The sequence below is a fragment of the Pseudomonas sp. GW821-FHT02A11 genome, from assembly GCF_059421985.1.
The window spans coordinates 118,333-139,738 of sequence record NZ_JBWKWB010000002.1; the positions used below are offsets into that span (position 1 = coordinate 118,333).

The window sequence follows — 21,406 nt, forward strand, 5'->3', positions numbered from 1 at the left end:
GGCTCCGAGACAACGGTCACTGACCTCAACGTTTTGCTTATCGCCAGGAGTGAATGCTCATGTTGCCACCCGAAACACAGCGGCTGATCGAGGAACACGGGATTAAGTACGTGTTGGCCCAGTTCGTCGATATCCATGGTTCCTCCAAGACCAAATCGGTGCCGGTGTCGGGCCTTGAAATGGTGGCCGAAGAGGGCGCAGGCTTTGCCGGTTTCGCCATCTGCGGCATGGGCATGGAGCCCCACGGCCCGGACTTCATGGCCAAGGGTGATCTGTCGTCGCTAAGCCCGGTGCCTTGGCAGAAGGGCTATGGCCGCGTGGTGTGCATCGGTCACGTCGAAGGCAAGCCGTGGCCGTACGACAGCCGCTATGTGCTGCAAAAACAGGTCGAGCGCTTAAGCGATCGTGGCTGGACCCTCAACACCGGCCTGGAACCCGAATTCAGTCTGTTCAAGCGCGACGCTGCGGGTAGCCTGCAACTGGTTGACGCCAGCGATGCGCTGGACAAACCGTGCTACGACTACAAGGGCCTGTCACGCTCGCGCGAGTTCCTCGAACGCCTGACCGAAGCCCTGCAACCGGTGGGTTTCGACATCTATCAGATCGACCACGAAGACGCCAACGGCCAGTTCGAGATCAATTACACCTACAGCGATGCGATGGAGTCGGCGGACCGTTTCACCTTCTTCCGCATGGCCGCCGGCGAGATCGCCAATGACATGGGCATGATCTGCTCATTCATGCCCAAGCCGGACCCGAAACGCGCGGGTAACGGCATGCACTTTCACCTCTCCATCGCCAGCGCCAGCAACAAAAACCTGTTCCACGACGCCAGCGACCCGAGTGGCATGGGGCTGTCGAAAATGGCCTATCACTTCGCCGCCGGTTTGCTCGCCCACGGTCCGGCGCTGTGTGCCTTTGCCGCCCCAACCGTCAACTCGTACAAGCGCCTGGTGGTCGGCAATTCGCTGTCCGGCGCGACGTGGGCGCCCGCCTTCATCGCCTTTGGTGCCAACAACCGCTCGGCCATGGTTCGCGTGCCTTACGGCCGCCTGGAATTCCGTCTGCCGGACGCCGGTTGCAACCCGTATCTGGTGAGCGCCGCGATCATCGCCGCGGGCCTGGATGGTATCGACCGCAAGCTGGAAATCGACAACGTCTGCAACGAGAACCTCTACAAGCTGAGCCTGGAAGAGATCGCCGCGCGCGGCATCAAGACCCTGCCGCAGTCGCTCAAGGAAGCTTGCGATGCGCTGGAAGCCGACCCGCTGTTCGCGGAGGTGCTGGGCGACGAGATCGTCGGCGAGTTCATCCGCCTCAAGCGCATGGAGTGGGTGGAGTACAGCCGCCATGTGAGCGACTGGGAAATCAAGCGCTACACGGAATTCTTTTAACGGCAGCTTCGAGCCGCAAGCTTCAAGCCGCAAGAAAAAGCAGGTGCGTGGCGTGTACAAATTATTAAGTCAACTCGGACAGCTTGCAGCTTATTGGCTTGCAGCTTTCCTTACGAAGTGAGGCTGCTTTATGTGCGGAATCGTGGGTCTTTACCTGAAAAATCCGGCGCTGGAATCCCGGCTCGGCGAGCTCTTTGAACCGATGCTCGAAGCCATGACCGATCGCGGTCCGGACAGCGCAGGTTTTGCCATTTATGGCGATGAGGTGGCCGATGGCTGGGTCAAGCTGACCTTGCAGGCCACCATCGAAGGCTATGACTTCAAGGCGCTGATCGCGGCGCTGGAAGGCAAGCTTGGCGTATCGTTGGACTGGTTCAAGAACGCCAGCGCCATCGTGCTGAAGATCAAGGCTCAAGAGGCTGCCGTACGTGCCGCCTTGGGCGAACTGGCGCCGAGCGTGCGCATCATGAGCGCGGGCAAGAGCATCGAAATCCTCAAGGGCATGGGCCTGCCCAAAGAGATTTCCGAGCGCTTTGGCCTGGGCAGCATGAAGGGCAGCCACATTATCGGCCACACCCGCATGGCCACCGAAAGCGCCGTGACCATGGAAGGCAGTCACCCGTTTTCCACGGGCGCCGACCTGTGCCTGGTGCACAACGGCTCGCTGTCCAATCACTTCCGTCTGCGCCAGAAACTGCGCCGTGAAGGGATCAATTTCGACACCGAGAACGACACCGAAGTCGCCGCCGGTTATCTCGCCTGGCGCCTGCAGCAGGGCGACTCGCTGAAGACCGCACTGGACAGTTCGCTGGAAGCGCTGGACGGGTTTTTCACCTTCGCCATCGGCACCCGTAACGGCTTTGCGGTGATCCGCGACCCGATTGCCTGCAAACCCGCCATCCTCGCCGAGACCGATGATTACGTCGCCATGGCCTCGGAATATCAGGCGCTGTCGAGCCTGCCGGGCATCGACAAGGCCAAAGTCTGGGAGCCTGTCCCGGCCACTATGTACATCTGGGAACGCGAGTCGGCTTAAGGAACGCACACATGAAAACCATCGATCTTTCCATCGCCAGCGTGCGTGATCTCAATCAGGCGCTGCATGACCAAGTCAACAATCTTGAAGAACGTGAGTGGGTCGTGACCCATCCCAACGGCGCCCACAACCTGGCCGTCGGCGTCAACGAAGCGGTGTCCGTGGATATCCAGGGCCACGCCGGTTACTACTGCGCAGGCATGAACCAGAAGGCCTCGGTCACCGTGCACGGCAACGTCGGCGTGGGCTGCGCCGAGAACATGATGTCCGGCTACGTGCGGGTCAAGGGCAGCGCCTCGCAAGCCGCGGGCGCCACGGCTCACGGCGGCCTCTTGGTCATCGAAGGCGACGCCGGTGCCCGTTGCGGCATTTCCATGAAAGGCATCGACATCGTGGTTGGCGGCAGCATCGGCCACATGAGCTGTTTTATGGGCCAGGCCGGGCGTCTTGTGGTGTGCGGCGACGCGGGCGATGCGCTGGGCGACTCGCTGTATGAAACCAAAATTTTCGTCAAAGGCACGGTCGAGTCCCTGGGGTCGGACTGCGTCGAAAAAGAGATGCGCGCCGAACACCTCGAAGAGTTGCAAGCGCTGCTCAATCGCGCGGGTTTCAACGAAAAGGCGTCGGACTTCAAACGCTACGGCTCGGCCCGTCAGTTGTACAACTTCAAAGTCGATAACGCGTCGGCGTACTGAGTCAGGAGCATTTCCATGAGCGAATCCCACACCCCCAAGGCAGCTCCCGTTCTGCGCGAATCGGCCACCTTTGATCGTCTGGCCATCCAGGAAATACAGCGTGCCGCCGAAACCGGCATCTACGACATTCGCGGCGGCGGCACCAAGCGCAAGCTGCCGCACTTCGATGATCTGCTGCTGCTCGGCGCCAGCGTGTCGCGCTACCCACTGGAAGGCTATCGCGAGAAGTGTGGCACCGACGTGATCCTCGGCAATCGCTTCGCCAAGAAGCCGATTCACCTGAAGATCCCGGTGACCATCGCCGGCATGAGTTTCGGTGCGTTGTCGGCCAATGCCAAAGAGGCCCTGGGCCGTGGCGCGACCATCGCCGGCACCAGTACCACCACCGGCGACGGCGGCATGACCCCGGAAGAACGCGGCCAGTCGCAGCATCTGGTCTACCAATACCTGCCGTCGCGTTATGGCATGAACCCGGACGACCTGCGCAAGGCCGACGCCATCGAGATCGTGCTGGGGCAGGGCGCCAAGCCCGGTGGCGGCGGCATGCTGCTGGGCATGAAGGTCACCGAGCGCGTGGCGGGCATGCGCACCTTGCCGATTGGCGTCGATCAGCGTTCGGCCTGCCGTCACCCGGACTGGACCGGCCCGGACGACCTGGCGATCAAGATTGCCGAGATCCGCGAGATCACCGATTGGGAAAAGCCGATCTACGTGAAGATCGGCGCCAGTCGCCCATACTACGACGTCAAGCTGGCAGTCAAGGCCGGGGCTGATGTGATCGTTCTGGATGGCATGCAGGGCGGCACCGCAGCGACTCAGGAAGTGTTCATCGAGCACGTCGGCATTCCGATTCTGCCAGCCATCCCGCAAGCCGTTCAGGCGCTGCAGGAGATGGGCATGCACCGCAAAGTGCAGCTGGTCGTCTCCGGCGGGATTCGCAATGGTGCAGACGTGGCCAAGGCCATGGCACTGGGCGCAGACGCCGTGGCCATCGGCACGGCGGCGCTGATCGCTCTGGGCGACAACCATCCGCGCCTCGACGACGAGCTGAAAAAAATCGGCTCAGCCGCCGGTTTCTACGACGACTGGCAGAACGGCCGCGACCCTGCAGGCATCACCACCCAGGACCCGGAACTCTCCAAACGCCTGGATCCGGTCGAAGGCGGGCGCAGGTTGGCCAACTATTTGCGTGTCCTGGTGCTGGAAGCGCAAACCATGGCCCGCGCCTGCGGCAAGTCCCACCTGCACAACCTCGACCCCGAGGACCTGGTGGCCTTGACCGTGGAATCAGCGGCCATGGCCCGGGTGCCGTTGGCAGGGACTTCGTGGATCCCGGGGCAGCAGTATTGATTCACGGCGGTTGAACGGTTTCGCCAGCCCTGTTGGCGAACCCCTGGCTGCTGGGCCATGACCACTGTGGGAGCGAATTCATTCGCGAGGCGGCATTTCAGACGGCTAATCTCTGCCAGCTGTACCGGCCTCTCGCGAATGAATTCGCTCCCACAGTTCTCGCCAGGCTTGAATTAATGCAATGACAGCGCCCATCTCAAGAGGCCAGCAAGGCCCGCCGCTTCACTTCATTGCTTTCTGCCAGACACTTTTCCATTCATTGCAGGAGCTTCGAAAATGGTTAACCGTCTACCCGGCAAATCCCTTCTTTTAGTGATGGCGCTCAGCGCCTGCATTCCCTTGGCTCAGGCGGCCGACGCCGCGACGTTGAACACCGGCAGCACCGCGTGGATGGTCACCGCCGCCGTGCTGGTGCTGTTCATGTGTCTGCCGGGCCTGGCGCTTTTTTACGGCGGTCTGGTGCGGGCGAAAAACATGCTCTCGTTGTTCACCCAATGCTTCGGCATCGCCGGGCTGGTGGGCGTGTTGTGGGTGATCTACGGCTACAGCATGGTGGTCGACACCACCAACATGGTCGAGGGTGAGGTCAGCTTCAACAGCTTCGTCGGCGGCCTGAGCCGTGCGTTTCTTGCCGGTATGACCCCGGAAAGCCTGGTGGGCGACATCCCTGAAGGCGTGTTCGTGACCTTCCAGATGACCTTCGCCATCATCACCCCAGCCCTGATCGCAGGTGCCTTCGCCGAGCGCATGAAGTTCTCGGCGGCGCTGCTGTTCATGGCCATCTGGTTCACATTGGTCTACGCGCCGGTGGCGCACATGGTCTGGGGCGGGGCAGGTGCGTTGATGCACAACTGGGGCGTGCTGGATTTCGCCGGCGGCACCGCCGTGCACATCAACGCAGGCGTTGCAGCGCTGGCGGCGTGCCTGATGCTGGGCAAGCGCAAAGGCTACGCCAACGCGCCGATGCCCGCCCATAACCTGAGCCTGACCATGGTCGGCGCGGCGATGCTCTGGGTTGGCTGGTTCGGCTTCAACATCGGTTCGGGCGGCGGCCTGAATGGCCTGTCGGGCATCGTCATGCTCAACACCCAACTGGGCGCCTGCGCCGGCATCCTCGGCTGGATGTTCACCGAGTGGCTGAAGGTCGGCAAGCCCAGCGCGCTGGGCCTGGCCAGCGGGGCGTTGGCCGGTCTGGTCGGCATCACCCCGGCGTGCGCCTACGTGGGCGTCGGTGGCGCATTGGCGATCGGCTTGCTGTGCGGCGTGTTCTGCTACCTCAGCGTCACCGTCCTGAAGAAACGCTTCGGCTACGACGACAGCCTCGACGTCTTCGGCCTTCACGGCATCGGCGGCATGATCGGTGCGGTACTGACCGGCGTGTTCTGCGTCCCATCGCTGGGCGGGCTGGTCGAAGGCGTGACCCTGGGCAGTCAAGTGATCGCGCAGATCAAAGGCGTGGTGTTCACCACCGTCTACTGTTTTTTGGTCAGCTGGGTGATCCTGAAAGTCGTCAAGGCGGTCGTCGGACTGCGTGCCGATGAACACGTGGAAGACATGGGCCTGGATCTGGCTGAGCACAATGAGCGTGCGTATAACCACTGATGTGAGTGCGAAACCCTGATCCCTCAGAAGTCCGGTTTGCCAACGGCAAGCCGGACTGCTTCACGCAAAAAAAACAGTCACTTCAAAGCCGAATACCCTGTCGGCGTCAAAAACTGGTTCTCGATCCGCTCCACGATAATCGCCTGCGCCTCACTTGCCGCGCGCTTGGCGATCCACTCGGCATCGCTCTGAAACGCATTCCACTTCGCCTCCCGCTCAGCCAGGCTTTCCCATTGCAACAGATACGTCAGCGACTGATTGGTCGCCCCGGTCAGGTTGGTCCAGAACCCGATCTGCCTGATCCCGTACTTCTCGAAAAACCCCAGCGTCGTGCTGGTAAAGCGCTCATGTAGCGCTGGCAGACGACCCGGTGCACAGTGATAGATACGCAATTCCACGATCATTCGTCCAACTCCTCAAAGATGCCGCTGGTAGGAAACCGTAAATTAGCCTATTGACCGATTGTATGACAGTCCTATAGTTTTGTCGCAACTGCTGGCGAACGTCGAGCAGAACCACTGCAAAACGCTGGCTCGACCCGATTGACAAGAACATAAGAAATCAAAGGGCACGAACATGACGCAACCGCAACGGATCGGCTTCATCGGACTGGGCATGATGGGTACGCCGATGACCACCTGCCTGGCCAAGGCCGGCTTTCAACTGTTCCTGGCAGACGCCGATACCGGGCGTCTGCGCGATGTGCAGGCCACCCTCGGTGCCCAGGCGCTGACCCCGGAAAACGCCGCCGAACTCGACGCGCTGATCACCATGCTGCCCAACTCCACTATTGTCGAGAGCGTGTTGCTGGGGGAGGGCGGCTGGGCGGCTTCACTGGCGCCGCGTACCATGGTCATCGACATGAGTTCTTCGGAGCCGGCGCGCTCCCGCGAACTGGGCGGCAAGCTCAAAACCCTCAATCTTGAATACCTTGACGCTCCGGTTTCCGGTGGGGTCAAGCGCGCCGTGGACGGCAGCCTGGCGATTCTGGTGGGCGGCGATGCTGCTGTGATGCAACGCTGCCGCCCGGTGCTCGACGCCATGGGCAAGAACATCCTGCACATCGGCGATGCCGGGGCAGGGCATGCGGCCAAGGCGCTGAACAATTTCGTCTCGGCTGCCGGGCTGATGGCCACTGTCGAGGCGCTGCATGTGGCCAAGCGTTTCGGCATCGACCCGGACGTCATGGTCGATGTGCTCAACGCCTCCAGCGGCGGCACCAACACGTCGCTGAACAAGGCCCGGCAGTTCATGCTCAGCGGCACCTTCGGTTCGGGCTTTTCGATGCAGTTGATGAACAAGGACCTGAAAATCGCCAAGGGCTTGTCCGATGCGCTGGATTACCCGCTGCTCTTCGGCCAGAGCGCGGTCAAGGTCTGGAACGACGTGGCCCAGGACGCAACGCCGACCACCGACCACACCGAGATGTATCGCATGCTGGCCAACGAAGGCGAGGCCTGACCCATGTCCCATGCCGCCTCCTTTTACATCGATGGACGCTGGGTCGAACCGGCTTCTCCCCGCTGGTTCGAGGTGATCGACCCGGCCACGGAAACGGTGGTCGATCGTCTGGCGCTGGGTGATGCCAGCGACGTCGATCGCGCCGTGGCCGCCGCGCGCGAGGCCTTACCGGAATACGCCGAAACGAGTGTTGCCGAGCGCATTGCCTTGCTCAAACGCATCGTCTCCATTTATGAAAGTCGCCAGGAAGAATTTGCCCAAGCCATGCGCATCGAGATGGGCTCGCCAATCACGTTCTCGCGCAAATTCCAGGTGCCTCGGGGCTGGCTGCACCTCAATCAGTTGATCGAAGTGCTGCAGCGCTTTCAGTTCGAGGAAGTCCAGGGCACTACGCTGATTCGTCACGAGCCGGTGGGCGTGTGCGGGCTGATCACGCCATGGAACTGGCCGATCAACCAGATCGTGGTCAAGGTCGGCCCGGCGCTGGCAGCGGGTTGTACCATGGTGCTCAAGCCCAGCGAATATTCGCCGCTAAGCAGCCTGCTGTTTGCCGAAGTACTGGACGAAGCAGGCGTGCCGCCTGGGGTGTTCAATCTGGTCAATGGCAACGGGCCCGGTGTGGGCGCGGCGCTGTCAGCGCATCCGGACATCGACATGCTGTCCTTCACCGGTTCGACCCGCGCCGGTGTGCTGGTGGCCAAGTCTGCGGCCGATACGGTCAAGCGAGTGGCTCAGGAGTTGGGCGGCAAGTCGGCGAACATCCTGCTCGACGACGTCAATCTGCAGGACGCCGTGACCCGTGGCGTCGCCGCGTGCTTTACCAACAGCGGCCAGTCCTGCTCGATTCCAACGCGGATGCTGATCCCACGTGCGCTGATGGACGATGCCGTGCAGATCGCCAGGACCGCCGCCGAGGGCTACAGCGTCGGCCCGACCGCCGACGAACACACCCAACTGGGCCCCTTGGTCAATCGTGCGCAATTTCGGCGTGTCCAAGAGCTGATTCAGACCGGCATCGACCAAGGCGCGCAGCTGGTCACCGGCGGCGTGGGCCTGCCGGATGGCATCGAGAAGGGCTATTACGCCAAGCCAACGGTGTTCGCCAATGTCACGCCCGAGATGACCATCGCGCAGGAGGAAATCTTCGGCCCGGTGCTGTCGATGATCCCCTACGACAGCCAGGCGCAGGCGATCGCCATCGCCAACGGCACCCCTTACGGCCTGGCCGCGTATGTGCAGTGTGCCGATCAGCAACGGGCGCGGGATGTCGCTCGGCAATTACAGGCCGGCACCGTGCATTTGAACTACCCGCCGGCCGATTTCGCAGCGCCCTTTGGTGGTGTGAAGCGCTCTGGCAATGGCCGGGAGTGGGGCGAGTACGGCCTGCGCGAATACCTGGAAGTGAAATCGATGGTGGGTTACGGCGCCTGACTGGCCTTAGAGCCGACGTGCTGTGACGCAAAAAAATTTGCCTGTTTTAGATGTATGACAATCAGTCGATCGTACGAACAAGGTGGCAGAACGATGGAAGACAACGAACGTTTCAATCAGGGCTTCAACAATCGCAAGGAAGTGCTGGGCGACCGCCATGTCGAGAAGTCCTGGGCGGCGGCCGATGACTTTAACCGGCCGATGCAGAAGATGGTGACCGAAGTCTGCTGGGGCGAGATCTGGGGAGACCCGACGCTGTCGTTCAAGACCCGCAGCATCATCAACATCGCCATGCTCACCGCCATGAGTCAGCACCACGAACTGAGCGTTCATGTTCGGGGCGCACTGCGTAATGGCGTGAGCAAAGATGAAATTCGCGCCGTGCTGATGCAGGCGGCGGTGTACTGCGGCGCGCCGCTGGGCCTAGCGGCCTTTCGGGTGGCGTCCGAGGCGATCAAGGCCTTTGAAGCCGAGAGCGTCGGCTGAACTCAACCTCGACTTCATTGCTTGCGTCCGACAATAACTATAAGGAAAACGTCATGAGCACCTACGCCCCAGCCAGTTCGGTGGCTGAAACCGATCAGTCGATCGAGAAGAAAAGAAGAAACGCGATCAAGGGCGCCTTCTTCTCCGAATACATCGACATGTTCGACATCTACTTGCCGGTGGTGGTGTTGTCCCCGGTGCTGTTCTTCTTCCAGCCAGCGCAGTTGTCGCCGGGCATGGCCGCCATTCTCGCCTCGCTGGTGTTCATCACCACGCTGCTGGGCCGCCCGATCGGGGCCTTGCTCTTCGGCATGATCGCCGACAAGACCGGCCGACGCATGGCCTCGATCTATTCGGTGACCGGCTTTGGCGTGGTGACGCTGTTGATCGCGCTGTTGCCCGGCTACGAGACCATCGGCATTGCCTCGTACTGGCTGCTGGTGCTGTTGCGCTTCGTCGATGGCATTTTCCTCGGCGGCGGCTACACCGGAGCCATGCCGCTGGCCATCGAGTATTCCAAGAAGCATCAGCGTGGCTTCGTCGGTGGCCTGATCATCGCCGGCTTCCCACTGGCCTATGTGAGCATCAACCTGGTGGCGATGCTGATGTTCATGCTGTTCCCGCTGGACGGCCCAGGCTCGCCCTACGTGCAATGGGGCTGGCGGATTCCGTTCGTGATTGGCGCGGTTCTGGCCGGCGTGCTGGCGCTGTATTACGTGTACGCGGTGTCGGAATCGGAAATATGGGAAAGCGAAACAGGCAACAAGCCTCGGGAAAAACTGCCGCTGACCGACCTGATCCGAGGCAAGAGCGGGCGCAATTTGCTGCAAGTGTTGCTGATGATGACCGGCTTCTGGCTGACCCAGAACATCATCACCATCTTCCTGCCCACGGGCCTTCTGCGAAACACCCTGCACCTGTCCGGCATGGAAGTCACCGGCACGCTGTTGATCGCCTATTCAGTGCTGTTCTTCAGCTACATCGGCTCGGGCATGATTGGCCAGAAGATCGGTCGCCGACGGTTCTTCATCACCCTGGGGCCGATCATCGCCACCGTGGGCGCGGCCATCATGTACGCGCTGGCCAACGTTCAGGGGCTGTCGCTGCCGGTGATCATGACCCTGGTCTGCGTGCTGTCGGTGCTGGTGACCGCGCCTTGGGGCGTGATTGTGACCTACATCAACGAGCGTTTCGTGACCGATGTGCGCGCCACCGGTTTCGGTGTCGGCTTCAGCCTCTCGGTGATCATCCCGTCGTTTTACGCCTTCTATATGGCCTGGCTGGGCGAGTTCATGCCGTTCACCGTCACACCCGCCGTGCTGTTGGTGATCGGTGGGGTGATCGCGACCGTCGGCGCCTACATGGGGCCGGAAACCAAAGACGTCGATTTCTAGGCCGCGAGGAGATCAATCGTGAGCAATACAACTGTGGGTTTCATCGGCTTGGGCAACATGGGCGGGCGCATGACGCGCTGCCTGGTGAATGCTGGCCTGAGCGTGCTCGGTTTTGACACCGACGCCGAGCGGGTCAAGGCCGCCGGCGCGCAGGTGGCCAAGTCCATCGCCGACGTGGTGTCCGAAGCGGGCGTGGTGTTGTTGTCGCTGCCGGACAGCAAGGTGGTCGAGGCCGTGGTCGAGGGCCCGCAAGGGCTGTTGGCGCACTGCCGTGAAGGGCAGATCGTCGTTGACCTGAGCACCGCAGCGGCGAGTTCGACCCTGCGCCTGCACGGTCTGTTCGCCGAGCGCGGGGTGCAGTACGTCGATGCCGGGATTTCCGGCGGCGCCGCTGCCGCCGAAAAGGGCGCGTTGACCCTCATGGTCGGAGGCGACGCCGCCACGGTGGACGCCTTGGCCTGGGTGTTCAAACCCATCGCCAGCAAGGTCTTTTTGATGGGCGAAAGCGGCGCCGGGCACACCACCAAACTGCTCAATAACTTCCTCAACGCGGTGAGCCTGGCGGCCACGGCCGAGGTGATGGTGGCGGGCAAAAAAGCGGGGCTTGATCTGCACCGCCTGCTCGAAGTGCTCAACAGCAGCAGCGGGGTCAATTTCGCCACGCTCAATCGTTTCCCGCACATCGTCGACGGCAATTACCTGGAAGGCGGCCTGACCGGCAAGTTGATGAGCAAAGACGTGGTGCTGTACCTGGACCGCGTCCGCGAACTGGGGGTCGCCTCCCTCAATGCGTCGGGTCCGCTGGCCAGTTTCGGCCTGCAAACGGCGCTGGGCTATGGCGACCTGATCAGCAACAGAGTGGTGGACGCCATCGGCGACATGTCCGGTGGGGTGCGCCTGCATGAATCGGCTACAGGCAAAACAGGAGAGCAGTCATGAAGGTTTTTCACGGCAGCGTCGAAGGCGCGATTTCCGAACAGCGCGGCGCCACCTTTACCGGGGTGGTCTGGGCTGACCCGGTGATGCCGACCACCGATGGTGTGACCATCAACAACGTTTCGTTCAACCCCGGCGCACGCACTTTTTGGCATTACCACGAACAGGGCCAGGTGCTGTACGTCACTTCGGGCAGCGGCTGGATCTGTCTGGAAGGCAGCGAGCCACAGGCGATTCGGCAGGGCGACACGGTGTGGATCGGCCCCAACGAACGGCACTGGCATGGCGCCAATACCAAAAACTTCATGGTTCACACCGCCACGTCCATCGGCAAGACGGTGTGGCAGGAAGCGGTGGCGGATGTGGATTATTTGCGGTCGGCGGATTGAACAAATACACCGCTATCTCCCCTGTGGGAGCGAATTCATTCGCGATGCGATGTGATTAGCGCCACATAGGTACCGATCATGAGGGCCAAATCGCGAATGAATTCGCTGCCACAGGGCAGGCCCCGCGCTCAATTGTGCAACGAGGAACACCATGAGCCTCACCGAAAAACAACAACAAGCCAAAGCCGCCTTCGAGCGTAGCCGTGGCACGTGGACCCCGGCCTGGGACAGTCTGCTGCGGCTGGACCCTGGCTTCGTCGAAGCCTACGCAGGTTTCGCCGCGGTGCCCTGGCAGAAGAATCACCTGCCAGACAAGGTCAAGGCCTTCATCGCCCTGGCCGCCAGTGCCAACGCCACCCACCTGTTCCAGCCCGGCATTCAGGCGCATCTGGAGGTGGCCATTGAGCACGGCGCCACGCGCGAGGAACTGACCGAAGTGCTGGAGCTGATCAGCACTGTCGGCATTCATGCCTCCAACGTCGGTGTGCCAGTGTTACTGGAAGTGCTTGAAGAAGAGGGCATGCTTGACGGCCCCCAACCGCTGGATGCCAGGCGCGACGCCTTGAAAACCAGCTTTATGGAAAACCGCGGCTACTGGCACGCGTCCTGGGAAGGCTTGCTGGAACTGGACCCGGAACTGTTCCAGGCCTACGTCGAATTCTCCTCGGTGCCCTGGCGCACCGGGGTGCTGGAGCCCAAGGTCAAGGAAATGATGTATTGCGCCTTCGATGCTGCCGCCACGCACCTGTACGTACCGGGCCTCAAGCTGCACATGCGCAACGCCCTGCGCTATGGCGCGACCAAGGAAGAGCTGATGGAAGTGCTGGAGATCGTCAGCCTGATCGGTATCCACGGCGCACTTGCAGCGGCGCCGTTGCTCGAGAAGGCCCTGGGCGAGGCGAGTGTTCACGCCAACCTGAACCGATGAAATACCGGAGTCTTCAATGAATAACAATAAGCAGACCCCCACACCGAACTGGCAAGATCCCGAGGTCATCGTGGTGCGCTACGGCACTCGCCAGACCACCAAAAGCGAGTGCTATTACAACTTCCGCGCCTACCGGGAACCGGACGCGGAAATCACCATGGATTACTTTTTCTGGATCTTCCGCAACGCCGAGCAAACCATCGTCATCGACACTGGTTTCAGCCCGGAAGCAGCGACAGCGCGCAAGCGCCAACCGGTGGTAGCGCCCGCCGATGCGCTGGCGCGTTTGGGCATCGACCCCAAAGAGGTCAAGCTGCTGGTGTTGACCCACGCCCACTACGACCATGCGGGAAACTTGGGTCTATACCCGAACGCGAAGATCGTCATGTCGCGCAAGGAGTTCGAGTTCTGGGGCACCGACATGGGCAAGCGCCCGCAGTACGGCCACCACATCGACCCGTTGGACATCGAGCGAATTCAGACGCTGCACCGCGAAGGGCGTATCACCTTGCTCGACGAAAAACAGAACACGCTGATCCCCGGCATCGAGCTGTACGAACTCGGCGGCCACACTCCGGGCCAGATGGCGGTGGTGGTGGAAATGCCCGAAGGGCCGGTGATCCTCGCGTCGGACGCCATTCACTATTACGACGAACTGGAGCAGGACCGGCCCTTCGCTGTGCTCGACAGCCTGGCCGACATGTACCAGGGCTACGAGCGCATTCGCGAATGGCTGCAACGTCCCGGTGCGCGGGTGATCCCCGGCCATGACCCGGACGTGATGAACCGTTTCGCGCCGGTCGATCCGAGCGATCCGTCGTTCGCGGTACGCATCGACGCCAACGGAGCCGGGGTATGAAACGGCGCACGGCACTGGTGACCGGGTCGTCGGACGGCTTGGGGCTGGCGATGGGCGCCGGGCTGGCCGCCGCGGGATACAACCTTGTGCTGCACGGTTTGGCCACGCCCGATGAGGTGCGCGACACCTGCGACGATTTGATGCGCGCCCACGATGTGCAAGTGCGCTACGTGCGCGCTGACCTGTCCACACCTGATGGCGTCCAAGCGCTGATCGCGTCGGCGGGTCAGGTCGATGTGCTGGTCAACAATGCTGTGATCCGGCACTTCGCGCCGCTGGAAGACTTCCCGCTGGCGCGCTGGGATCAGGCATTGGCAGTAAATGTCACGGCCGCCTTTCTGGCAATCCAGCGAGTGCTGCCGGGCATGCGCGAAAGGCAATGGGGGCGGATTTTCAACCTGTCGTCGGCGTATGGGTCGCGGGCCATCGCCAACCGCATCGATTACGTCACCACCAAAACCGCGCTGCTGGGCCTGACCCGCGCCGTGGCGGTAGAAACCCTGGGGCAGGGCATCACGTGCAACGCCGTGTGCCCCGGCTCGGTGATGACGCCGAACATCGACAGCCGCCTGACCGCGCTGATGGCCGAAAAACAGCTCGACCGCCAGACCGCTACCGTGGAGTTTCTGCACGGCAAACAGGCCACAGGGCGCTTTGTCCAGGCCAGCCATGTGGCGGATTTGATCGTCTACCTGTGCAGCGAATCGGCGGGGTCGATTACCGGCGCGACATTGCCGGTGGATGACGGGTGGATGGCGGGGTGAGCGATGCTGAACATGATCCTTGGAAATCGGAACTGCCCATGACCCAGAGCCTCAGCCTACAACTCGCGCATTTCATCGAACGCACCACCTGGTCGGACATTCCCGCCCACGTGCGTCACGAAGCCCATCGCGCATTGGTCAATTATTTCGCTGTGTCGCTGGCCGGTTGCAGCGATTCGGACGTAACGAAAGCGGCGACGCTGTTTACGCGCTTCAACGCAGGCAGTGCAGCCCACGTCATCGGGCGCAGCGAAGTCATGGACATGCTCAATGCGGCGTCGCTGAATGCCATGAGCGCCAATGTCTTCGACTACGACGACACGCACATGCCGACGATCCTGCACCCGACGGCACCGGTGGCAGCGGCGTTGTTCTCGCTGGCGGAAACGCAGCCTGTCAGCGGCGAACAGCTGTTGTTGGCGTTCGTGTTGGGCGTGGAAGTCGAGAGCCGGATCGCGATCGCCATTTCCCCTGAACATTATCAGCGCGGGTGGCACATCACCTCGACGTGCGGGGTGTTCGGTGCGGCAGCGGCCATCGGCAAGGTGCTTGGCCTCGACGCCCGGCAGTTGGTCGGCGCCTTTGGCAATGCCAGCGCGCAAGCCAGCGGGCTGGTGGAAACCCTCGGCAGCGCGGCGAAGAGCATGGGTGTTGGCAATGCGGCGCGCAATGGCCTGCTCTCTGCATTGCTGGCACAGGACGGGTTCGTCGGGCCAGACCAGCCGCTGGAGGGGGAGCGCGGTTTCTTGAAGGTGTTCGGTGAACAGCCGCGTTTTGACGAAATCAGCGTCGGGCTGGGCGAGCGCTGGGCGTTGCTGGCGAACATTTACAAACCCTATCCCTGCGGGGTGGTGCTCAACCCGGTGATTCAGGCGTGCCTCGAACTGGCACGGGATCGTACGTGGGGGCTGGACGACATTCAGCGCATCGAACTCACCGGGCATCCGTTATTGCGTCAACGCACAGATCGGCCTGACATTCGCGTCGGCAGACAATCCCAAGTCAGCGCGCAACACGCCGTGGCGGTCAGCCTGGCGACGGGCAAGGCCGGTCTGGCGGAGTTCAGCGATGCGGCGGTGAGCGATCAACGGCTGCGGGCGTTGTATGAACGTGTGCATTTCGTCGATGACGCCGACTGCCCGGTGGAATCCGCGCAGGTGCGGATCACGTTCAATTCAGGTTCGGTCCTCACGCGAAGCGTCGACGTTTCCCTCGGCAGCCTCGACGCGCCGCTCAGCGATCATTTTCTCGAAGACAAATTGCGCGAGCTGGCCGCCTATGGCCGGTCCGGGTGCGAGCCCCAGCCTCTGATCGAGGCGCTGTGGGCACTGGAACAATCCAACGACGCCGGCGCCGTGATGCGCCTGGCCAGTCGCTAATCAACAGGAATACCGTCATGGCCGATCAGCAATTGGGTTTTATCGGAGTGGGTGTCATGGGGCGACCCATGGCGCGGCGCCTTCTCGAGCAAGGGCATTCGCTGGTGATCTATGACAAGGATCAGGGCGCGCTGGATGAGCTTGGCGCCTTGGGCGCGCGGGTGGCCGGCAGCGTGCGGGAAGTGGCCGACACCGCGCAAGTCATCTTCACCAGCCTGCCCAGCCCGGCCATCTTCAAGGCCGTGGCACTGGGCGTCGACGGCATCGTCGAAGGCCGCGCCGTGCGCATTGTGGTGGACTTGTCGACCGTGGGTTCGCGTGCCGAACAAGAGGTCGCCGCAGGCCTTGCCGCCAAGGGCATCGAAACCGTCGATGCGCCGGTGAGCGGCGGCGCGGCGGGGGCGCAAAAGGGTACGTTGGCGCTGATGATCGCGGGCAAGCCGGAAGTCGTCGAACAGGTGCGCGGCCTGTTCGACGTGTTCGGCAAGGTGTTCGTCGTTGGCGAGCAACCGGGGCAGGGGCAGTTGCTCAAACTGCTGAACAACATGCTGTCCACCACTGCATTCGCCATCACCAGCGAAGCTTTTGTCGCCGGTGTCAAAGGCGGGCTCGATCCACAGGTGATGATGGCCGTGATCAACGCGGGCAGCGGCAAGAACGGCGCGACCCTCGATAAATTCCCCAAGCACGTGCTGCCCGGCAACTTCGATTTCGGTTTTCCGGTGTCCAGCGTGTGCAAGGACGTGGGCCTTGCGGTGGAAGAATGTCAGGCCCTCGGCGTGCCGATGTGGCTGGGCAACGCAGCACGCCAGTTGTGGAACGTGGCCGCACAGCAGGATGGCGGCGAGCGCGACCTGACCGAACTGGTGCGCACGGTCGAGGGCTGGTCGAATCGTTGAGCGGCTAATCCCACTCGCCATGGAACCAGCAGGGCGCGCGGGCCACCTAGGGTAATCGCTCTCAGGACCCGCGCCCCATGCCGCCCGCACTTACCCCGCACAAAGGGCCCTCGACCCTCGTCCGCGCCCTTCGTTTCGGCTCGTTCGGCATCGCGCTGCTGTGCACCGGTTGCCAGTCAACCGACTACACCGCGCTGGGCTACCCGCCTGCGCCTTCAATAGAGCGCACGCCGCGGCTGGTGGCGGGGCTCAATCGCCAGACCGACGCCCACCCGACGACGCGCAAAATCGCGACTTCGGCAATCCCCTATGACGGCACCGACATCTGGGGGCGGCTGGGCCAGGGCTTCACGCTGGTCGACGACAATGGCGTGAATCAGCGCATCGTCCGGCAGCGTGACTGGCTGCTGGAAAACCCGGGCTTTCTGCGCAATGCAAGCCTGCGGGCAGGTCCTTACCTGCATTTCATTGCCGAAAGCCTGGACACCCGTGGCATGCCGTCTGAGTTGGCGCTATTGCCCATCGTCGAAAGCGCCTACAACCCCAAGGCCAACTCCATCAAGGACGCGGCAGGATTGTGGCAATTCATGGCCGCCACCGGGCGCGACTTCAATCTGCGCCAGACCGCCTGGTACGACGGTCGACGCGATGTCGTGGCGTCAAGCAAGGCGGCGATGGATTACCTGACGCGCCTGCACGACCAGTTCAACGGCGACTGGCTGCTAGCGATGGCGGCGTACAACGCAGGCGAGGGAACGGTGAGCCGAGCCGTCGAAGCCAACCGACAGCGGGGGCTGCCAACCGATTACTGGCACCTGAGCCTGCCGAAAGAAACCCAGGATTACGTGCCACGCTTGCTCGCATTGTCGATGCTGGTGCGCGAGCCCGAGGTCTATGGGGTGCAGCTCAACCCAGTGTCCAATGCGCCGTATTTCACCGCCATCGAACTGAATCGCCCCGTGGACATCGGTCAGCTGGCAGCCAGCGCGGGCGTCGAGGAAGCCGTGTTGCTGGCGCTCAATCCTGCGTTCTTGCGCAAGAAAACCCTCGATGGCCCGGCTCATTTGCTTGTACCCAGGACGCAGGCCCGTCAGGTTTCGGACAGCCTGGCAAGGCTCATCGAGCCGCAAGCGCCCGTCGAGGCACTGGCTATCAGTGCAACCCCCGCTGCGCCGTCTGTCAGATTGGCCCCCTAATCAGACCCTTTCGAATGCAGTAAAAAGGTCTCCGGGCTGACCCTATTGGTCGCACGATGTCGGCAACGGCCTCGGTAACGGCACTGATACAAAGCGGTCCGCCGCAACATAGCCGCTGGCAAAGTATGGTTTTAAACCGGTGGCGGCTTATTCGTTCGTCCAGATCCTGCCATCACGGCTGAACTATTTTGCGCATTTGTAACCCTCCTGATACACCTCCCTTGTTTTAGTCCCTAGACATATCTTGAAACATCAATCGAACCATTCATCGCATGAATGCCTTGCTATGGCGACCGAGTTCGGCGTGTAAGCAGCCATTGGGTCTTAGTTGGATCCTGAAACTGAGCGTCGCGGGATTGACACAAATGTTTGCGAAATGTGGCGAAAAAAGTAGCGGCGTAGTGCCAGCGCAAGCCCCGTAAATCAAGGGGTTTGCTGAACGTTAGCTGAATGGATAAAGCAGTGTTCGGAAAACCGAATGACGTTAGTTGGATTTCCGAACGCGGGTATTTCAACTACGGTGGGTGAAAGAGGGTTGGGATTAATAATGAGTTGTTCAACAAGTGAGTTCGAAGTTTTAAGGCGGCGTATGAAGTTAACGAATACGGCTGGTTGTTTAAGATTGGCGCTTTAGGGGTGTTCAGCAAGTTGTGGTGGGGCTTGATTCTAAGTTGGTTTTAACATTGGTTAATGTTTTTCAAGCGTTGTCGTTAATGTCATCCCAGCGTCTATGCCTCTGCTGGTTTTCTGACGAATTGGCACGGTCATCGCGTCAGATGTACCGAGATTGAGCATAAGTCCATGATTGTTAACATATTGTGAAAGGCGATGAGAATCGTTCTGACGTGGGCGCTTGCCAATAAAACATTGTCACACCGCAGGCAAGTCGAGATTTTAAATCAGCGTTTGAAAGCTTGAACATTAAAGCCCAACTCTATGTATGCAGTCATATTGATATCACGCGGAACCTTGTGAACAAGTTCTCACCCGGTGTGGGAACTAAAATTAAATATTGCTGCCTTTGTAATGCGTGATACTAATAACTCGCTTGCACCCAATTTGAGAGGTATCGATGAAAGAAAAAATCGATGTAAGCGGCTGGGCGTCATTAGGGGGAAATGCAACGCTGGACCTCAACCAGATTGCATTGAACACGGCGAGTCTGAGCATGGATTTGCTGTTGTGTGGAGAGACAGGGACGGGTAAGGACACGCTGGCCAAGTGCATTCATGAGTTATCCGGTCGGACAGGTTCCTTTGTAGGCATGAACTGCGCGGCCATTCCCGAATCGCTGGCGGAGAGCCAGCTGTTTGGCGTCGTGAACGGGGCATATACCGGGGTCAACCGTTCGCGAGAGGGGTACATCGAAGCGTCCAGCGGCGGCACCTTGTACCTGGATGAAATCGACAGCATGCCCCTGAGCCTTCAGGCCAAGCTGTTGCGTATCCTCGAAACCCGAGGCATCGAACGGCTGGGCTCAACGGCCTTCGTGCCGGTGGACTTGCGGGTCATCGCCTCGGCCCAGCGCCCTCTGGATGAACTCGTGGAACAAGGGCTGTTTCGTCGCGACCTGTTTTTTCGGCTCAACGTGCTGACCATCCAGATGCCAGCCTTGCGCAACCGTCGCGAACAGATCCTGCCATTGTTCGACCAGTTCACCCAGACCATTGCCGGGGATTTTCACCGCGCCGTGCCCACGCTGGACAACGGCCTGGTGCAATTGCTGCTCAGCCACGCCTGGCCGGGCAACATTCGCGAACTGAAATCCGCGGCCAAGCGCTTCGTGCTTGGCTTCCCGCTGCTGGGCGCCGACATCGAACCGGACCGTGACCCTGAAACCGGGCTGAAAACCCAGCTGCGTGTCATCGAAAGAATGCTCATCGAGGACGCCCTCAAGCGCCACAAGCACAGCCTCGATGCCGTCGTGCAAGAACTCGAAATCCCCAGACGCACCCTGTATCACCGCATGAAGGAACTGGGCCTGAGCTGCCTGGGCGGGGCTGACCCGCTGTTCTCGTAACGCCTTCGGATCCGTTGTCTCGCAACCCTGACGTGCCAGAGGTCGTGGATGAGTGTGTACGATTTTTTTGATGAGCCCCTGGACGACGACCGTCATGTGCCGAACCTGACGGTGGTCGCCCAGAGCATTTCGCAGCTTGGTATCGATGTGCTGTTGTCGGGGGAAACCGGCACGGGCAAGGACACCGTGGCGCAGCGCATCCACGAACTCTCCGGGCGCAAGGGCCGGCTGGTGGCGATGAACTGCGCGGCGATCCCCGAATCGCTGGCCGAGAGCGAACTGTTTGGTGTGGTCAGTGGCGCCTACACCGGCGCCGATCGTTCGCGGGTGGGGTACGTCGAAGCCGCCCAGGGCGGCACGCTCTACCTGGACGAGATCGACAGCATGCCGCTGAGCCTGCAGGCCAAGCTGTTGCGGGTGCTGGAGACGCGTGCAGTGGAACGGCTGGGCTCGACGACGCCGATTGCGCTGGATGTGTGCGTGATCGCGTCGGCCCAGCATGCGCTGGATGAGCTGGTGGAGCAGGGGCGGTTTCGGCGGGATCTGTATTTTCGCCTGAATGTGCTGACCCTAAAGCTGCCCCCGCTGCGTGCCCAGCGTGAACGGATCCTGCCGTTGTTCCGACGCTTTGCGCTGGCCTCGGCGCGTGAGTCGGGGTTGGTGCTGCCGGAGATCAGCGCGGTGTTGCGTCATGTGCTGCTGAACCATGACTGGCCGGGGAATATCCGCGAGCTGAAGTCGGCGGCCAAGCGGTTCGTACTGGGGTTTCCGTTGCTGGGCTGCGAGCAGGAAGAAGCGCGGGCGTCCGCGACGGGGTTGAAGTCGCAGTTGCGGGTGATCGAAAAGGTGTTGATCCAGGCGGCGCTCAAGCGGCACAACAACAGCATCGACGCGGTAAGTCAGGAGCTGAATATTCCGCGCAGGACGCTTTATCACCGCATGAAGGAACTGGATGTTTGAGGTGGGCTGGATGAGGGAATATCCGTTGTCGGGGGGCTGATCAGGGTAGCGGGACCGGATGCAGCGTTCGGCGGGCGCCATTTCCTGTGGGAGCGAATTCAATCGCGAAAAATCGTTCAGGCGATGCACATGCATGGGCGGCACTGGCCCATCGCGAATGAATTCGCTCCCACAGGAAGTCTCCCGCATGGCGTGGATCTGTGCGTTGGCTTCTGATCTTCCACAGA

Annotated in this window: 19 protein-coding genes and 1 pseudogene; 19 read left to right on the top strand and 1 reads right to left on the bottom strand. The window is 61.3% G+C overall.

The window, feature by feature from the left end:
* Nucleotides 1-59: 59 nt before the first annotated feature.
* The 5 genes from glnT to AC07V9_RS03050 all read left to right on the top strand — a co-directional run bounded on the left by glnT (nucleotide 60) and on the right by AC07V9_RS03050 (nucleotide 6,077).
* Nucleotides 60-1,394 carry a type III glutamate--ammonia ligase gene (gene glnT / locus AC07V9_RS03030; protein WP_495014218.1) on the top strand — a complete coding sequence of 445 codons (1,335 nt, stop codon included), beginning with the start codon at nucleotides 60-62 and terminating at the stop codon, nucleotides 1,392-1,394.
* A gap of 130 nt (nucleotides 1,395-1,524) precedes the next feature.
* A complete protein-coding gene (locus tag AC07V9_RS03035; protein ID WP_495014219.1) occupies nucleotides 1,525-2,430 on the top strand; it encodes a class II glutamine amidotransferase in 906 nt (301 codons plus the stop codon).
* 11 nt (nucleotides 2,431-2,441) lie between these two features.
* Nucleotides 2,442-3,125, top strand: a complete 684-nt coding sequence (locus AC07V9_RS03040; RefSeq protein WP_495014220.1) for a protein glxC — start codon at nucleotides 2,442-2,444, stop codon at nucleotides 3,123-3,125.
* 15 nt (nucleotides 3,126-3,140) lie between these two features.
* Nucleotides 3,141-4,475 carry an FMN-binding glutamate synthase family protein gene (locus AC07V9_RS03045; RefSeq protein ID WP_495014221.1) on the top strand — a complete coding sequence of 445 codons (1,335 nt, stop codon included), beginning with the start codon at nucleotides 3,141-3,143 and terminating at the stop codon, nucleotides 4,473-4,475.
* Nucleotides 4,476-4,751: 276 nt separating this feature from the next.
* Entirely contained in the window at nucleotides 4,752-6,077 is a 1,326-nt protein-coding gene (locus AC07V9_RS03050; RefSeq protein WP_495014222.1) for an ammonium transporter, read from the top strand.
* A 77-nt stretch (nucleotides 6,078-6,154) separates the two neighbouring features.
* On the opposite strand, the gene AC07V9_RS03055 is transcribed toward AC07V9_RS03050, so the two are convergent.
* Nucleotides 6,155-6,481: an NIPSNAP family protein gene (locus tag AC07V9_RS03055; RefSeq protein WP_495014223.1), complete on the bottom strand. Its 327-nt coding sequence runs from the start codon at nucleotides 6,479-6,481 to the stop codon at nucleotides 6,155-6,157.
* A gap of 172 nt (nucleotides 6,482-6,653) precedes the next feature.
* On the opposite strand from AC07V9_RS03055, the gene AC07V9_RS03060 reads away from it, so the two are divergent.
* The 14 genes and pseudogenes from AC07V9_RS03060 (at nucleotide 6,654) to AC07V9_RS03125 (ending at nucleotide 21,179) form a co-directional block, all read left to right on the top strand.
* A complete protein-coding gene (locus AC07V9_RS03060) occupies nucleotides 6,654-7,538 on the top strand; it encodes an NAD(P)-dependent oxidoreductase (RefSeq protein ID WP_495014224.1) in 885 nt (294 codons plus the stop codon).
* Nucleotides 7,539-7,541: 3 nt separating this feature from the next.
* Complete coding sequence (locus tag AC07V9_RS03065) at nucleotides 7,542-8,969, top strand: aldehyde dehydrogenase family protein (RefSeq protein ID WP_495014225.1); 1,428 nt, start codon at nucleotides 7,542-7,544, stop codon at nucleotides 8,967-8,969.
* A 93-nt stretch (nucleotides 8,970-9,062) separates the two neighbouring features.
* The gene (locus AC07V9_RS03070) at nucleotides 9,063-9,455 is read left to right on the top strand and encodes a carboxymuconolactone decarboxylase family protein (protein ID WP_495014226.1); all 393 of its coding nucleotides are present in this window, start codon (nucleotides 9,063-9,065) and stop codon (nucleotides 9,453-9,455) included.
* A gap of 53 nt (nucleotides 9,456-9,508) precedes the next feature.
* The gene (locus tag AC07V9_RS03075) at nucleotides 9,509-10,849 is read left to right on the top strand and encodes an MFS transporter (protein ID WP_495014227.1); all 1,341 of its coding nucleotides are present in this window, start codon (nucleotides 9,509-9,511) and stop codon (nucleotides 10,847-10,849) included.
* Nucleotides 10,850-10,867: 18 nt separating this feature from the next.
* Nucleotides 10,868-11,788, top strand: a complete 921-nt coding sequence (locus AC07V9_RS03080) for an NAD(P)-dependent oxidoreductase (protein ID WP_495014228.1) — start codon at nucleotides 10,868-10,870, stop codon at nucleotides 11,786-11,788.
* Nucleotides 11,785-12,174 (top strand): cupin domain-containing protein, encoded by a 390-nt coding sequence (locus AC07V9_RS03085; protein WP_495014229.1) that lies wholly within the window; start codon nucleotides 11,785-11,787, stop codon nucleotides 12,172-12,174. Before AC07V9_RS03080 ends, AC07V9_RS03085 begins: the two co-directional genes overlap by 4 nt.
* 151 nt (nucleotides 12,175-12,325) lie before the next feature.
* A complete protein-coding gene (locus AC07V9_RS03090) occupies nucleotides 12,326-13,102 on the top strand; it encodes a carboxymuconolactone decarboxylase family protein (RefSeq protein ID WP_495014230.1) in 777 nt (258 codons plus the stop codon).
* Between the two features lie 16 nt (nucleotides 13,103-13,118).
* Nucleotides 13,119-13,961, top strand: a complete 843-nt coding sequence (locus AC07V9_RS03095) for an N-acyl homoserine lactonase family protein (protein ID WP_495014231.1) — start codon at nucleotides 13,119-13,121, stop codon at nucleotides 13,959-13,961.
* Nucleotides 13,958-14,725: an SDR family oxidoreductase gene (locus AC07V9_RS03100; protein ID WP_495014232.1), complete on the top strand. Its 768-nt coding sequence runs from the start codon at nucleotides 13,958-13,960 to the stop codon at nucleotides 14,723-14,725. Before AC07V9_RS03095 ends, AC07V9_RS03100 begins: the two co-directional genes overlap by 4 nt.
* A gap of 38 nt (nucleotides 14,726-14,763) precedes the next feature.
* The gene (locus AC07V9_RS03105) at nucleotides 14,764-16,104 is read left to right on the top strand and encodes an MmgE/PrpD family protein (protein ID WP_495014233.1); all 1,341 of its coding nucleotides are present in this window, start codon (nucleotides 14,764-14,766) and stop codon (nucleotides 16,102-16,104) included.
* A gap of 17 nt (nucleotides 16,105-16,121) precedes the next feature.
* Nucleotides 16,122-17,003 (top strand): NAD(P)-dependent oxidoreductase, encoded by an 882-nt coding sequence (locus tag AC07V9_RS03110; protein ID WP_495014234.1) that lies wholly within the window; start codon nucleotides 16,122-16,124, stop codon nucleotides 17,001-17,003.
* Between the two features lie 77 nt (nucleotides 17,004-17,080).
* Nucleotides 17,081-18,178 (top strand): annotated as a pseudogene (locus AC07V9_RS03115) (transglycosylase SLT domain-containing protein); the annotation flags it as partial.
* A 1,093-nt stretch (nucleotides 18,179-19,271) separates the two neighbouring features.
* Nucleotides 19,272-20,219, top strand: a complete 948-nt coding sequence (locus tag AC07V9_RS03120; protein ID WP_495014235.1) for a sigma 54-interacting transcriptional regulator — start codon at nucleotides 19,272-19,274, stop codon at nucleotides 20,217-20,219.
* A 48-nt stretch (nucleotides 20,220-20,267) separates the two neighbouring features.
* Nucleotides 20,268-21,179, top strand: coding sequence for a sigma 54-interacting transcriptional regulator (locus AC07V9_RS03125; protein WP_495014236.1), 912 nt, complete (start codon nucleotides 20,268-20,270; stop codon nucleotides 21,177-21,179).
* Nucleotides 21,180-21,406: the final 227 nt, after the last annotated feature.

Coding starts and splice junctions, on each gene's coding strand:
- AC07V9_RS03125 (WP_495014236.1), top strand. CDS start 20,268: ATGAGTGTGTACGATTTTTTTGATGAGCCCCTGGACGACGACCGTCAT.
- AC07V9_RS03110 (WP_495014234.1), top strand. CDS start 16,122: ATGGCCGATCAGCAATTGGGTTTTATCGGAGTGGGTGTCATGGGGCGA.
- AC07V9_RS03120 (WP_495014235.1), top strand. CDS start 19,272: ATGAAAGAAAAAATCGATGTAAGCGGCTGGGCGTCATTAGGGGGAAAT.
- AC07V9_RS03105 (WP_495014233.1), top strand. CDS start 14,764: ATGACCCAGAGCCTCAGCCTACAACTCGCGCATTTCATCGAACGCACC.
- AC07V9_RS03075 (WP_495014227.1), top strand. CDS start 9,509: ATGAGCACCTACGCCCCAGCCAGTTCGGTGGCTGAAACCGATCAGTCG.
- AC07V9_RS03095 (WP_495014231.1), top strand. CDS start 13,119: ATGAATAACAATAAGCAGACCCCCACACCGAACTGGCAAGATCCCGAG.
- AC07V9_RS03055 (WP_495014223.1), bottom strand. CDS start 6,481: ATGATCGTGGAATTGCGTATCTATCACTGTGCACCGGGTCGTCTGCCA.
- AC07V9_RS03065 (WP_495014225.1), top strand. CDS start 7,542: ATGTCCCATGCCGCCTCCTTTTACATCGATGGACGCTGGGTCGAACCG.
- AC07V9_RS03085 (WP_495014229.1), top strand. CDS start 11,785: ATGAAGGTTTTTCACGGCAGCGTCGAAGGCGCGATTTCCGAACAGCGC.
- AC07V9_RS03050 (WP_495014222.1), top strand. CDS start 4,752: ATGGTTAACCGTCTACCCGGCAAATCCCTTCTTTTAGTGATGGCGCTC.
- AC07V9_RS03035 (WP_495014219.1), top strand. CDS start 1,525: ATGTGCGGAATCGTGGGTCTTTACCTGAAAAATCCGGCGCTGGAATCC.
- AC07V9_RS03045 (WP_495014221.1), top strand. CDS start 3,141: ATGAGCGAATCCCACACCCCCAAGGCAGCTCCCGTTCTGCGCGAATCG.
- AC07V9_RS03100 (WP_495014232.1), top strand. CDS start 13,958: ATGAAACGGCGCACGGCACTGGTGACCGGGTCGTCGGACGGCTTGGGG.
- AC07V9_RS03060 (WP_495014224.1), top strand. CDS start 6,654: ATGACGCAACCGCAACGGATCGGCTTCATCGGACTGGGCATGATGGGT.
- AC07V9_RS03040 (WP_495014220.1), top strand. CDS start 2,442: ATGAAAACCATCGATCTTTCCATCGCCAGCGTGCGTGATCTCAATCAG.
- AC07V9_RS03070 (WP_495014226.1), top strand. CDS start 9,063: ATGGAAGACAACGAACGTTTCAATCAGGGCTTCAACAATCGCAAGGAA.
- AC07V9_RS03090 (WP_495014230.1), top strand. CDS start 12,326: ATGAGCCTCACCGAAAAACAACAACAAGCCAAAGCCGCCTTCGAGCGT.
- glnT (WP_495014218.1), top strand. CDS start 60: ATGTTGCCACCCGAAACACAGCGGCTGATCGAGGAACACGGGATTAAG.